This is a genomic window from Streptomyces sp. NPDC058246 (genome assembly GCF_042881985.1).
In the GTDB taxonomy this organism is placed as follows: Bacteria; Actinomycetota; Actinomycetes; order Streptomycetales; family Streptomycetaceae; genus Streptomyces.
In genome coordinates, this window is record NZ_JBHVWZ010000012.1 from 172,436 (window position 1) to 185,642 (window position 13,207).

Annotated in this window: 10 protein-coding genes; 9 read left to right on the forward strand and 1 reads right to left on the reverse strand. The window is 70.8% G+C overall.

Translation table 11 applies throughout. From position 1 onward, the window contains the following. The first annotated feature begins 578 nt into the window (after positions 1-578). The 5 genes from ACFVXA_RS19885 (at position 579) to ACFVXA_RS19905 (ending at position 6,585) form a co-directional block, all read left to right on the forward strand. Complete coding sequence (locus ACFVXA_RS19885; RefSeq protein WP_383740518.1) at positions 579-1,523, forward strand: SCO0930 family lipoprotein; 945 nt, start codon at positions 579-581, stop codon at positions 1,521-1,523. A gap of 688 nt (positions 1,524-2,211) precedes the next feature. Further along, the gene (locus ACFVXA_RS19890) at positions 2,212-3,024 is read left to right on the forward strand and encodes an SAM-dependent methyltransferase (RefSeq protein ID WP_389466813.1); all 813 of its coding nucleotides are present in this window, start codon (positions 2,212-2,214) and stop codon (positions 3,022-3,024) included. Continuing rightward, complete coding sequence (locus ACFVXA_RS19895; protein ID WP_389748833.1) at positions 3,021-5,156, forward strand: putative bifunctional diguanylate cyclase/phosphodiesterase; 2,136 nt, start codon at positions 3,021-3,023, stop codon at positions 5,154-5,156. Before ACFVXA_RS19890 ends, ACFVXA_RS19895 begins: the two co-directional genes overlap by 4 nt. A 411-nt stretch (positions 5,157-5,567) precedes the next feature. After that, positions 5,568-5,744, forward strand: coding sequence for a hypothetical protein (locus tag ACFVXA_RS19900; RefSeq protein WP_390025833.1), 177 nt, complete (start codon positions 5,568-5,570; stop codon positions 5,742-5,744). Between the two features lie 61 nt (positions 5,745-5,805). Then, positions 5,806-6,585 carry an SDR family NAD(P)-dependent oxidoreductase gene (locus tag ACFVXA_RS19905; protein ID WP_383740509.1) on the forward strand — a complete coding sequence of 260 codons (780 nt, stop codon included), beginning with the start codon at positions 5,806-5,808 and terminating at the stop codon, positions 6,583-6,585. 227 nt (positions 6,586-6,812) lie between these two features. Here ACFVXA_RS19905 and ACFVXA_RS19910 read toward each other — a convergent pair whose 3' ends face one another. Beyond that, positions 6,813-7,697, reverse strand: coding sequence for a LysR family transcriptional regulator (locus ACFVXA_RS19910; protein WP_390025835.1), 885 nt, complete (start codon positions 7,695-7,697; stop codon positions 6,813-6,815). 121 nt (positions 7,698-7,818) lie between these two features. Here ACFVXA_RS19910 and ACFVXA_RS19915 point away from each other — a divergent pair, with 121 nt between their 5' ends. The 4 genes from ACFVXA_RS19915 to ACFVXA_RS19930 all read left to right on the forward strand — a co-directional run bounded on the left by ACFVXA_RS19915 (position 7,819) and on the right by ACFVXA_RS19930 (position 12,981). Beyond that, positions 7,819-8,490: a succinate dehydrogenase gene (locus tag ACFVXA_RS19915; protein WP_362023082.1), complete on the forward strand. Its 672-nt coding sequence runs from the start codon at positions 7,819-7,821 to the stop codon at positions 8,488-8,490. A gap of 1 nt (position 8,491) precedes the next feature. Next, positions 8,492-10,441 (forward strand): fumarate reductase/succinate dehydrogenase flavoprotein subunit, encoded by a 1,950-nt coding sequence (locus tag ACFVXA_RS19920; protein ID WP_390025837.1) that lies wholly within the window; start codon positions 8,492-8,494, stop codon positions 10,439-10,441. Further along, positions 10,438-11,181, forward strand: coding sequence for a succinate dehydrogenase/fumarate reductase iron-sulfur subunit (locus ACFVXA_RS19925; RefSeq protein ID WP_390025839.1), 744 nt, complete (start codon positions 10,438-10,440; stop codon positions 11,179-11,181). The genes ACFVXA_RS19920 and ACFVXA_RS19925 overlap by 4 nt, the downstream gene beginning before the upstream one ends. 300 nt (positions 11,182-11,481) lie before the next feature. After that, the gene (locus ACFVXA_RS19930) at positions 11,482-12,981 is read left to right on the forward strand and encodes a glycosyltransferase family 39 protein (protein ID WP_389515428.1); all 1,500 of its coding nucleotides are present in this window, start codon (positions 11,482-11,484) and stop codon (positions 12,979-12,981) included. The last annotated feature ends 226 nt before the right edge of the window (positions 12,982-13,207 follow it).

Below are 13,207 nucleotides of genomic sequence, written 5' to 3' on the forward strand. Positions count from 1 at the left end.
CGGGTGTCGGGGTGGGCGTCGGCGTCGGGGTCGGGGTGGGCGTAGGGCAGGGTGGTGTCGGGGTGGGCGTCGGGCACCAGTTGGTGTTCCCGGCCACCGCCACAGCGCCGCTTCCAGCGACGGCCGCCACGCCGCTCCCGGCGACGGCCACCGCCGCACTCCCGTCGCCGTCCGGGCCGGTGGAGGCGTACGCGCACGCATCGGCCGCGGCCGTTCCGCTCGGCGCACCGCCGAGAATCCAGGTGAGCGTCAGCACTGCCAACACCCGTATGACGAGGGCGGATCGGGTCCGCTTGGGTCCATGCACGACGGAGATCATCTGCCCCGTGACGCCTGCGTACGCCGGAGTGCCGGGGGATTGCCCCCGAAGGGAGGACGTGCGCCTCCCGGCGGTTTGACGGAGCGTGCGAGACACGTCGCCGAGGGCGCACGCACGTGCTAGCCGCGCGGTGCGCGTCACAGGATTCGGAAAGAAATTTGTGAGCCGGTTGAACACTCCCGCCGTCCCCACCCGTACCTAGGGCCATGCGCGGTGCCGCAGGGCGCTGCAACACCAACGCGAACAGCGGGAGTTACCAATGAAGACCTCCTGGCGGAGCGCCTCACTCGTGGCGACAGCTGCGGCCGTGCTGGCGCTCACGACGGCGTGCGGTCAGGAACAGGGCACCCAGTCGACGGGGAGCCAGAACGTGGGTGCCACCGCGGCCGCGGGTGACTATGGAACGAGCACGACCGCGGGCAACGGCTACGGCGCCGATTCCGGGACCCAGCAGAGTGCCGCGGCCCAGGCGGAAGCCGCAGGTCAGCTCTCCGTCACGGAGAGCGCGAAGCTTGGCAAGGTGCTGACCGACAGTGCCGGACTCACCCTCTACCGCTTCGACAAGGACACCGCCGAACCGCCCAAGTCCAGCTGTGACGGCGACTGCGCGAAGGCCTGGCCGCCGGTGCCCGCCGAGGGTGCCGAGGCCGCCACCGGTGTGGACAAGGCGCTTCTCGGTGAGGTCACCCGTTCGGACGGCACGAAGCAGCTGACCGTCGCCGGCTGGCCGATGTACCGGTACGCGAAGGACACCAAGGCCGGGGACGCCAACGGCCAGGGCGTGGGCGGTACGTGGTTCGCGTCCGCGCCGAACGGAAAGAAGGCGACGCTGGCCGACCTGCCGGGTCTGTCGGTCCGCAAGGACGCGAAGCTCGGTGACATCGTCGTCGACAAGAACGGCATGACCGTCTACCGCTTCATGAAGGACCAGGCCTGGCCCGTCTCGAAGTCGGCCTGCACCGGCGCCTGCCTCGAGAAGTGGCCCGCCGTCGCGCCGGTCTCCGCGAACGACACCAAGGGCGTCAAGAAGAAGGGCCTGATGGGCTTCACCCGCCCGGACGGCGTCAAGCAGATGACGGTCAACTGCTGGCCGATCTACACCTTCTCCGGTGACACGGCTCCCGGGGACACCAACGGTCAGGGCGTCGGCGGCACGTGGTACGCCGTCGCACCCGACGGAAAGCCGGTCGGCGCGTCGGAGTAGTGGATCACCTCCCCAGGGTTGATCGCCTCACCCCATAGGCAACGGAACGCGGAAGGGAGTGGACACAGACAGGCAAGTGTGCCGGACGAACACAGCGACGCGCGCGACCCCGGGTCCGCCCCCTCCGCACCGCACGGAGGGGGCGGACCACTTGGCGTACCCGGACGCGATGGGCGGATCACGGTGCCGGGACGGGACGGGCGGATCACGGTGCCGGGACAGGACGGGACGGGCGTGTCCCGGTGCCGGGACAGGACGGGACGGGCGTGTCCCGGTGCCGGGACGGGCGGGTCAGGGTGCCGGGACCGGGGGGGGCGGGTCACGGATTCCCGGGACGGGACGAGGCGAGGGGCCGGGCGGTCCGGGGCCGAGGGGCGCACCCGGGCCGGGTCCGGGCCCGAGGCGGACCGGGGCGCGTCCGTTCGGAATGACCTCGGCGACTCTCCGACAGCGTGGCCACTCTTCGTAACTCTGCGGAGCCTTTTGGAATGCTTCGGAGCGATTTCGCAGGGGCGGTGAGAGGCGCGTTCGGGTGGCGCTCGCGGGGCGCCAATTCGGCACTTGCCGGAGGCAGTGACCGGGAACGGACGGTCAATTTCCGTTTTGGCTCGCTCCTTTGGCGGGCGATCAGTAGCCTCAGCTCGAACACCGGATCGTCTACGCCGTCGACAACGCCTTGGAGAGATAGATGGAGCGTCCCGCCTGGGCCCCCCGGAACATTGACATCTCGGTGCCGAGCGTGTCCCGTATGTATGACTACTACCTGGGCGGTTCGCACAACTTCGAGGTCGACCGGGAAGCGGCACGCAAGGCGATGGAGTTCATGCCGGGACTTCCCAAGATCATGCAGGCGAACCGGGCGTTCATGCGCCGCGCCGTGCGTTTCGCGGCCGACGAGGGAATCGACCAGTTCCTGGACATCGGCTCCGGCATCCCGACCTTCGGAAACGTCCACGAGGTCGCCCAGACGGCCAGCCCCGGCGCGCACGTCGTCTACGTGGACCACGACCCGGTGGCCGTCGCGCACAGCGAGGCCGTGCTGCGGGACAACGAGAAGGTGGACGTCGTCGCCGCCGATCTCCTCAAGCCCCAGGAGATCCTGGCGAGTCCGCAGCTTCAGCGCCTGATCGACCTGAACCGGCCGGTCGCCCTCCTCCTCGTTGCCATACTGCACTTCGTGGAAGACGCGGACGACCCGTACGGTGCGGTGGCGGAACTGCGCGACGCACTGGCGCCGGGCAGTCTGCTCGTCGTCACGCATGCCTCGTACGAGGGAATTCCGCTCCCTGCGGAGCGGGCCGAGGGCACGGTCGACGTCTACAAGAACATCCGCAGCCCGCTGATCATGCGCTCGCGCGAGGAGATCGCGCGGTTCTTCGAGGGGTACGACATGGTGGAACCCGGACTGGTGTCGATGCCGAACTGGCGGCCCGACACGGCACCCGAGGACGAGGATCCCTATTCCTTCTCCGGGTTCGCCGGCGTGGGGCGCACGGCGTGACCGCCGAGCCGGACGGGCCGGAGGACAGACTGCGCCGGTTCGCGACGATCTGGGGCCGGGCCGTCTTCCCTGTCACCTCGACGTCGCTGACCCGGCCAGAATTCGAGCAGCAACTGCTGCCGCTCGCACGGCGGTTGAGCGACGCTCTGCGAGCCAGGACCTTCGACGCTACGGAGGGCCAGGCGGTCGGCGCCGCGCTCGTCGCCGCGCACTGCACCGACCCCGAGGCGCTCAGCCGCGCCCTCGACTGCGTGGACGCCTACCTGGTGCTCTACTGCGGCGAGGACGGGCCCCAGGATGCGCTGCGGACCCGGTCGGCGCGGTTGCAGCACGCCATGGCAGCCGGGTTCGCGCGGGCGCTGCGCGAGCGGACGCTCGCCGAGCAAGAGGCCATCTACCGGGCGGCGTTGAACGCGCGCAGCGCGGTGGCCGAGGCGCTGCACGCCAGCGAGGCCCGCTTCCGCGCGGTCTTCGAGGGCGCGGCCATAGGGATCGGCATCGCCGACCTCGAAGGCAACATCCTGCAGGTGAATGGAGCCCTGCTGCGCATGTTCGGTGGCTCCGAGCAGTCGATGCGCGGCCGCAAGGTCCCCGAGTGGACCCACCCTGACGACGCTCCTCAAGTCTGGCGCCTGTACGAGGAGTTGGTACGCGGCGAGCGCGAGCACTACCACGTGGAAAAAGCCTTCTACCGTCCCGACGGAACCGCGCTGTGGACCAACCTGACGGTCTCGCTGCTGCGCGACCCGGACGGCGAACCCCAGTACCAGCTGGCCTTGATGGAGGACACCACCGAGCGGCGGCTGCTCAATCTGCGGCTGCGCTACGAGGCCACGCACGACGCGCTCACCGGACTGCCCAACCGCACCCTGTTCTTCGAGCGCCTGGAGAAGGCGCTGTCCGCGGGCGACGGCCAGCGCTTCGGGCTGTGCTATCTCGACCTCGACGGCTTCAAGACCATCAACGACAGTCTCGGGCACGCGGCCGGTGACCGGCTGCTCGTCGAGGTCGCCGACCGGCTCCAGTCCTGCGCGACCGCCCCGGGCGAGATGGTGGCCCGGCTCGGCGGTGACGAGTTCGTCGCCCTGACCACCGGACCCGACACCGAGCGCGAGGTCGACGAGCTCGCCGGGCGCATCATGAACGCGCTGGTCACCCCGATCAGCATCGACGGCCGCGAACTGACCGTGCGGGGCAGTATCGGCATCGTCGAGGGGCCGGCGGGTGAGCGCGGGCCCGCCGAGGTCCTGCGCAGCGCCGACATCACGATGTACCGGGCCAAGTCCGCGGGCGGCAACCGCTTCGAGCTCGCCGACCCCGAGGCCGACGCCCGCGCCATCACCCGGCACGGACTGACCACCGCGCTGCCCGCGGCCCTGGACCGGGGCGAGTTCTTCATCGAGTACCAGCCGCTGGTGCACCTCGGCGACGGCAGTGTGCGCGGGGCGGAGGCTCTGGTGCGCTGGCTGCACCCGCAGCACGGCGTCCTCGGACCCGACCAGTTCATCCCGCTCGCCGAGCACACCGGACTGATCGTCCCGCTCGGCCGCTGGGTCCTGGAGCAGTCGGTGCGCCAGGCCAGGGCGTGGCAGGAACGACACGTCGACGCGGGGCCGTTGCGCATCAACGTCAACCTGTCGCCGTGCCAGTTGACCCATCCCGGTCTGGTCCAGGACACGATCGACATCCTCGAGCGCGAAGGACTCGACGCCGAGGCGCTGTGCCTGGAAGTCACCGAGTCCGCGCTGATCGGCGCCGACGACGACCTGCTCAAGCCACTGCGGCGGCTCGCCGAAATGGGCGTCGACATCGCCCTCGACGACTTCGGCACGGGGTACTCCAACCTCGCCAACCTGCGCCGCCTGCCGGTAAGCATCCTCAAGCTGGACCGATCCTTCACCCAGGGCATGCAGCAGTTCCCCGCGGACCCGGTCGACCTGAAGATCGTCGAGGGGATCGTCTCCCTCGCCCACAGCCTCGACCTCGCGGTCACGGTCGAGGGCGTGGAAACCGGCGCCCAGGCCGAGCAGCTGCGGATACTGGGCTGTGACACGGCCCAGGGCTGGTACTACGCTCGGCCCGGCCCACCGGAGCGGCTGCACGATCTGGCGCTGGTGGACGCGACCGGCTGACGACGCGCGCGACGCACGGTGCGCGGGGCCGGCCGACTGGTACGGGCCCGCGACACCGAGGGCCCGCGACACCGTGGGTACGTCGCGTACGTCGGGCATGTCGAGTGGGCCGGGTGCATCGCGTCGGCCTTGCCGCGACGGTGGCCCCCCAGTTCGGTCGACTGGGGGCCGGCTGCGTGCCGTCGTCGGCTCGGCATCGACGACGTCACGAACCACCGCGCCGGGATCATTCACTCCCTCGACCGGCCGCCGATGCCCATCGGGCACTCCTTCGGCGGGCTGATCGGGCGAAGCTGCCGGCGGGCGCGGACCTGGGCCGGGCGGCCTTGGCCATCGTCCCGCCCGGATCAAGGGCGTGCGGGCGCTGCCGCCGGCTCAGCTGCACGCGGGCTTCCGTACCGTCCCGACGTCGTGAGCCGATCGGCGTACGAGTTCCGCGGCGACTCGCCGGCCGTCACCGAGCGCGAGCGGTTGCCCGACCACGGGCACTCCCTGGTCGTCGGGCACGGCCGGCGGACCGTGGCCGGGTACGCCCTCCAGTGGCCGGCCGACCGGGACCTCCACGGCCGCGACGCATCGCGCCCCTGACGGGACATACATCCCATCGGCGTCCGACGAAGCGGGCGTCCCAGCAGAGGAGTCGAGACGCATGAGCACGGAACTTCAGGGCAGGACCGCGGTCGTGACCGGCGCCAGCAAGGGCATCGGACTGGCCGTCACCGAGGTACTGGCCGGCGCGGGGGCGACGGTGATCGCCGGATCCCGGACCACCACGGCGGGCCTGGACACGCTGGTCGAACAGGGCAACGTCATCCGGGTGCCCGTCGACCTCGCCGAACCCGGGGCCGCCCAGCGGCTCGTGGCGGCGGCGAACGGGCGGATCGACGTGCTGGTCAACAACGTCGGCTCGGCCCCGGCCCGCACGGGCGGCTTCCTCTCGGTGACCGACGAGGACTGGCGGCGCACCGTCGACCTGAACCTGCTGACCGCCGTCCGGGTCACCCGGGCCGCGCTGCCGGTGATGCTCGAGGCGGGCCGCGGCTCGGTGGTGACGATCGCCTCGGTCAACGCCACCCTGCCCGACCCGCTGGTGATCGACTACAGCGCGAGCAAGGCCGCCCTGGTCGCCTTCTCCAAGGCACTGTCGAAGGAGGTCGGCCCCCAGGGCATCCGGGTCAACACCGTCAGCCCCGGCCCGGTCGAGACGGAGCTGTGGCTCGGCGGCGGTGGCGTGGCCGAGACCGTATCGGCCGCCGCCGGGATCACCCCCGAGGAGGTGGTGGCCGGGGCCGCCGGCGCGACCGTCACCGGTCGTTTCTCCCAGCCGCGGGAGGTCGCCGAACTGGTCCTCTTCCTCGCCGCCGACCACGCCCGCAACATCACCGGCAGCGACCTCGTCATCGACGGCGGCTTCATTCCGACCTGGTGACGGGGGCGCGGGGGCGCCGCCCGCAGCATGCCCGCGACGCGCCGCCCGCAGCACGCCCGCGACGCGCCTCGGCACAGAACGCAACGCCCGGGACGCGCCTCGGCACAGCACGCCCGCGACGCGCCTCGGTACAGAGCAATGCGCCGCTCCTCGGCGCAGAGCAGGTCGACGGGGCGCCCGGCTGTGAGAGCCGGGCGCCTGGGCGCTTCCTGTCCTGACCCCGCCGTTCAGCGCTCCAGCAGCATCCGCTGGAGCTCCCGGGCCGCCCGTGGCGGAGCCACATCGCTGCGGTGGGCCAGTGCGATCGTCCGATGGAGGCCGGGACGGGCCAGCGGTGTCACCCGTAGCCCCCGCCCGGAGCGCGTCGCGACCATGCGCGGTACGACGGCCACGCCGAGCCCCGCCCGTACAAAACCGAGCACCGCGTCCATTTCCCCGCCCTCCACGGCGAAGTCCGGCTCGAAGCCCTCGGCGCGGCACGCGGCGACGGTCAGTTCGCGCAGGTCGTAGCCGTGCCGGAACATCACCAGACGTTCGCCCTCCAGGTCGGCGACGCCGACCGTGCGCCGTCCGCGGCCGGGGGCGGGGGCCTCCGGCGACGACACCACCACGAGGTCCTCGCGCAGCAGCTCCACCGTGGTCAGCGCGGGGGACGGCGTCGGGAGCGGGAGGACGACCAGGGCGAGGTCCAGCGCTCCGCGCGCGAGTTCTCGTACGAGATCGTGGGAGCCCCCTTCCTCGATCAGCAGCCGGATGCCCGGGTAGCGGTCGTGGAAGGCGCGCAGCACGTCCGGGAGCAGGCCCGTGCACAGGCTCGGGGTCGCGCCCAGACGCACCCGGCCGCTGCGCAGCTGGGCCAGCTCCTGCACCTCGTGCCGGGCGGTGTCCGCGTCGGCGAGGATGCGCCGGGCCAGCGGCAGCAGCGCCTCCCCGGCGTCGGTGAGCGTGATGTTCCCGCGCGCCCGCAGGAACAGATCCGCACCCAACTCCCGCTCCAGGGACTTGATCTGCTGGGAGAGGGAGGGCTGCGCGACATGGACCAGATCGGCGGCCCGGGTGAAGTGCCGGGTCTCGGCGACCGCCACGAAGTACTGGAGCTGTTGGAACTGCACACAAGCCACGATAGCCCAAGCCTATGGAATCGAGCCGGACCATGTCTTGGACCGATCGGGTCCCTCGGCCCTAGCGTGCTGTTCCATGGCTCTGGCAACGCGGACGGACCGAAAACCGTCCATGACACGCACCGTGTGGGACTCGTCCGTCGGCAAGAAGACCGTCATGGCCGTGAGCGGTCTGATCATGCTGCTGTACCTGGCCGTCCATATGCTCGGCAACCTGAAGATCTTCTTCGGTACGGGCGAGTTCAATCACTACGCGCACTGGCTGCGCACCCTCGGCGAGCCCTTCCTGCACTACGAGTGGGCGCTGTGGATCATCCGCGTGGTCCTGGTCGTCGCCGTCGTCGCGCACGCCACCGCCGCCTACCAGCTCAGCCGCCGCGACATCAGGGCGCGCCCCAGCAAGTACGTCCACAGCAAGCCGCGGGCGAGCTACGCGACGCGCACCATGCGCTGGGGCGGGATCATCCTCGGCCTGTTCATCGTCTGGCACATCCTGGACCTCACGACCGGCACCGTGCACTCCGGCGGCTTCCAGGAGGGCCACCCGTACCAGAACGTCGTGGACACCTTCTCCACCTGGTACGGCAACGTGATCTACATCGTCGCGATGCTCGCGCTCGGCCTGCACATCCGGCACGGCTTCTGGAGCGCCGCACAAACCCTGGGCGCCGGCAGCCGCACCCGCGACCGCGCCCTCAAGACCGTCGCCAACGTCCTCGCGCTGGTGCTGACGGCGGGCTTCGTCTCCGTACCCGTCGGAGTCATGACTGGAGTGGTGAGCTGACATGACCGCATACACCGAGTACGCGACCGGTGAGCCGGTCGTCGACGGCAAGGTCCCGCAGGGTCCGGTCCACGAACGCTGGGACACCCGCCGCTTCGAGGCCAAGCTGGTCAACCCCGCCAACCGCCGCAAGCACACGGTGATCGTCGTGGGCACCGGTCTGGCCGGCGGATCCGCCGGCGCCACACTCGCCGAACAGGGCTACCACGTCGTCCAGTTCTGCTACCAGGACTCGCCCCGCCGCGCCCACTCCATCGCCGCCCAGGGCGGTATCAACGCGGCGAAGAACTACCGCAACGACGGCGACTCCGTCCACCGGCTCTTCTACGACACCGTCAAAGGCGGCGACTTCAGGGCGCGCGAGTCCAACGTCCACCGGCTGGCGCAGATCTCCGTCGAGATCATCGACCAGTGCGTGGCCCAGGGCGTGCCCTTCGCCCGAGAGTACGGCGGCCTCCTCGACACCCGCTCCTTCGGCGGCGTCCAGGTCTCCCGTACCTTCTACGCCCGTGGCCAGACGGGCCAGCAGCTGCTGCTCGGCGCGTACCAGGCGCTGTCCCGGCAGATCGCCGCGGGCAATATCGAGATGCACGCGCGTACCGAGATGCTCGACCTGATCGTGGTGGACGGGCGGGCGCGCGGGATCGTGGCCCGCGATCTGATCACGGGCAAGATCGATACGTACTACGCGGACGCCGTCGTCCTCGCGAGCGGCGGATACGGCAACGTCTTCTACCTCTCGACGAACGCCATGAACTCCAACGCGACCGCGATCTGGCGGGCGCACCGGCGTGGCGCCTACTTCGCCAACCCCTGCTTCACCCAGATCCACCCCACCTGCATCCCGCGCACCGGCGACCACCAGTCCAAGCTCACCCTGATGAGTGAGTCGCTGCGCAACGACGGCCGCATCTGGGTGCCGAAGGCCAAGGGGGACCACCGTCCGCCGAACGAGATCCCCGAGGACGAGCGCGACTACTACCTGGAGCGCGTCTATCCGTCCTTCGGAAACCTCGTACCCCGCGACATCGCCTCCCGCGCCGCCAAGAACGTCTGCGACGAGGGCAGGGGAGTGGGCCCCGGCGGGCAGGGCGTGTACCTGGACTTCGCCGACGCCGTCCGGCGCATGGGCCGGGCGAAGGTCGAGGAGAAGTACGGCAACCTCTTCGACATGTACGCCCGGATCACCGCCGAGGACCCGTACACGGTGCCGATGCGGATCTACCCCGCCGTGCACTACACGATGGGCGGCCTGTGGGTCGACTACGACCTCCAGACGACCGTCCCCGGCCTGTTCGCGATCGGTGAGGCCAACTTCTCCGACCACGGCGCGAACCGGCTGGGCGCGTCCGCGCTCATGCAGGGCCTCGCCGACGGCTACTTCGTGCTGCCGTCCACCATCAACGACTACCTCGCCCGCAACCCGCACCACGAGCGGGTCACCGACGAACACCCCGCCGTCCAGGAGGTGCTGGCCGAGACCGAGGACCGACTGCGGCTGCTCCTCGCCGTCGACGGCGACCGCACGCCCGACTCCTTCCACCGCGAGGTCGGCGAACTCATGTGGGAGTTCTGCGGCATGGCCCGAACGGAGTCCGGACTGCGCAAGGCGCTGGAGCGCATCCCGCAGATCCGCGAGGAGTTCTGGCGGCGCATCAAGGTGCCCGGCACCGGCGAGGAGTTCAACCAGTCCCTGGAGAAGGCCAACCGCGTCGTCGACTACCTGGAGCTCGCCGAGCTCATGTGCCTCGACGCGCTGCACCGGTCCGAGTCCTGCGGCGGGCACTTCCGCGAGGAGTCGCAGACCCCGGACGGCGAGGCGGCCCGCAAGGACGAGGAGTTCTCGTACGCCGCCGCCTGGGAGTTCACCGACACCGGCGCCGCGCCCGTCCTGCACAAGGAAGACCTGGTCTTCGAGTACGTCCACCCCACCCAGCGGAGCTACGCATGAAGCTCACCCTGCGCGTCTGGCGGCAGAAGAACGCCGACGCCGACGGAGCGATGTCCACGTACGAGGTGGACGACATCTCGGCCGACATGTCCTTCCTGGAGATGCTCGACACCCTCAACGAGGAACTCATCCTCAGGGGCGAGGACCCGGTCGCCTTCGACCACGACTGCCGCGAGGGCATCTGCGGTGCCTGCTCGCTCGTCATCAACGGTGACGCGCACGGACCCGAGCGCACCACCACCTGCCAGTTGCACATGCGTTCCTTCCAGGACGGCGACGCGATCGACATCGAGCCGTGGCGCGCCTCGGCCTTCCCGGTCGTGAAGGACCTGGTGGTGGACCGGTCGGCCTTCGACCGGATCATCCAGGCCGGTGGCTACATCACCGCGCCGACCGGCGCCGCGCCCGAGGCGCACGCGGCGCCGGTGCCCAAGCCGGACGCCGACTTCGCCTTCGAGCACGCCGAGTGCATCGGCTGCGGGGCGTGTGTGGCGGCCTGCCCCAACGGGGCCGCGATGCTCTTCGCCTCGGCGAAGGTGAACCATCTGAATGTGCTGCCGCAGGGCGCTCCCGAGCGGGAGACGCGGGTGCTCGACATGGTGGCCCAGATGGACGAGGAGGGGTTCGGCGGGTGCACGCTCGCCGGGGAGTGCGCGACCGCCTGCCCGAAGGGCATTCCGCTGTTCTCCATCACCAGCATGAACAAGGAGTGGATGCGGGCCGCGCGTAAGGCGCGGTGAGGTACTGGTCCGCGCTGCGGGCCGTCCTTGGCTGGGCGCGCAGTTCCCCGCGCCCGCCCAAAGGGGTGCTCCGGCTGAGCGCCGGTGAGGCTCTGGCTGAGCCCAGGTGAAGCTCAGGCCGAGCCCCGGTGAATGGGGAAGACGTTCGCCGTAAGGGTGCGGACGGGCGGGACCGGGCGTGGTGCTCACTCCGGTCCCGCCAGGCACCTCACGGCCGGGATTGGGCCGAATGGGGGAAAGCGGGCCGGTCCGGGCGGGTCCGGCCGACGCCCGCACCGACGCGCCGCTATCGGTGTCGGTATGGCACTTCTCTCTCCTCCCGTCCAGGACACCGGCGATGGCCCCGCCCACGAAGCGCGGACCGGCCGGCGGGCGACCCCGCTCGGACTGTGGCTGTGGCCTTCGACGGTCGCGCTGGTCCTGGCCACCTACCGGATCGGCCAACCGCTCCTCGGGCGCGACGAGTTGACGAGCTGGGACGTGGCCGGCCGCGGGACGGGCCAGGTGCTGGCCACGGTGCAGCGGGTGGACGCGGTGGTGGGCACGTACTACCTGATCCTGCACGGGTGGATGAGGGTCTTCGGGGACTCGGCCCCGGCTCTGCGTCTGCTCTCCGCGCTGGCGATGGCCGGCGCCGCCGCCTGTGTGGCGCTGATCGGTCAGCGGCTGTTCGGCTCGCGCGCCGGACTGGCGGGCGGGGTGTCGTTCGCCCTGATTCCGGGGGTGACCCGGTTCGCCCAAGAGGCCCGTCCCTACGCCCTGGTGATGCTGGCGGTCGTCCTGACCGTGCTCCTCCTGCTCCGGGCCCTGGACCGGCCCGGCAGTTGGCGGCGGTGGACGGCTTACGCCCTGGGCCTGGTGGCCGTCGGGCTGTTGCACCTGATCGCGTTGACCTGCCTGATCGGGCATCTGGTGCTGGTGGCCCTGCGGGCCCGGCACGAGCGCCGGGTGTTGTGGGGCTCCTGTCTGGCCGCGTCGGCCGGTGTCGCCGTGCTGTGTCCGCTGATGGTGCTGGGACGGGCGCAGACCGTTCGGCAGAGCTCCTGGATCCCCGAGCCGGCGGTCACGGGCCTCGCCGATGTATGGCCGCAGATGTTCCACTCCGGCCTGTGCGCGGGGGCGTTGATGCTACTGGCCGTGGTGGCGTGCGGGGAGCGCCGCGAAGGCGTCGTCTTCTGCGCCGTGTCGGCCGTGGCGCCTCCCCTGGCGATCTGGTCGCTGTCCCACGGGAATGTCTCGTACTTCTGTTTCCGGTACATGCTGTTCACCCTGCCCGCGGTCGCGGTGCTGGCCGGGGCCGGTCTCACCGCCGCGGTACGGTCCCGGCGGGTACTCGTGCCGGCCCTCGCGGTCCTCGCCCTGCTCACGCTGCCCGAACAGGAATTACTACGGCAGCCGCTCGGGCACTACCGGACCGGCGGCCCCGAGTACGCGGGCGCCGCGCGGGCCATCGAGAGGCACTACGCCCCCGGCGACGCGATCATCTACGACAGGAACGAGGAAGCGGGGATGTTCGCCCTGGGCGTCCGCTACTACCTGCCTCGCGAGGTGCGGATGCGCGACGTCTTCCTCGCCGAGTCGGCCGCCCACCGCGATGACCTGCTGTCGACCGACTGCCCGAAGCCGGACCGGTGCCTTCGGGGCGAGAAGCGGATCTGGCTGGTGGTGAAGGGGAATCCGAGGAATCCACTGAACGGTCTGCCCCCGGACCAGGCGGCGGCCCTGCGCGCGCACTACATCGCCACCGGTGCGGAACGTCCCGGCGGCCTGACGGTGGCCTTGCTGGAGCGCACGCGATAGCACTCCGGTGGCCCCGGCCACGGCGGTCCGGGTACGCGGCACCCACCCGTGGTCGTCCGGCGCGCGCCGCCCGCGGGACGCCGATCCCGGGCATTCAACATCCCCACATCCCACCTCCTGGCCACGGTCACGTGCACGCCAACCGGCGTCGGAAGAACAGGAGCGCACAGACCGCACCGACACGGTCTGCCGCCGCACCGCCGAACCGGCCCGTGACCAGGAGAGT

Excerpts from the sequence above, each read along its gene's own strand:
- ACFVXA_RS19915 (WP_362023082.1), top strand. The coding sequence starts at position 7,819 with ATGACACGCACCGTGTGGGACTCGTCCGTCGGCAAGAAGACCGTCATG.
- ACFVXA_RS19890 (WP_389466813.1), top strand. The coding sequence starts at position 2,212 with ATGGAGCGTCCCGCCTGGGCCCCCCGGAACATTGACATCTCGGTGCCG.
- ACFVXA_RS19930 (WP_389515428.1), top strand. The coding sequence starts at position 11,482 with ATGGCACTTCTCTCTCCTCCCGTCCAGGACACCGGCGATGGCCCCGCC.
- ACFVXA_RS19920 (WP_390025837.1), top strand. The coding sequence starts at position 8,492 with ATGACCGCATACACCGAGTACGCGACCGGTGAGCCGGTCGTCGACGGC.
- ACFVXA_RS19885 (WP_383740518.1), top strand. The coding sequence starts at position 579 with ATGAAGACCTCCTGGCGGAGCGCCTCACTCGTGGCGACAGCTGCGGCC.
- ACFVXA_RS19925 (WP_390025839.1), top strand. The coding sequence starts at position 10,438 with ATGAAGCTCACCCTGCGCGTCTGGCGGCAGAAGAACGCCGACGCCGAC.
- ACFVXA_RS19905 (WP_383740509.1), top strand. The coding sequence starts at position 5,806 with ATGAGCACGGAACTTCAGGGCAGGACCGCGGTCGTGACCGGCGCCAGC.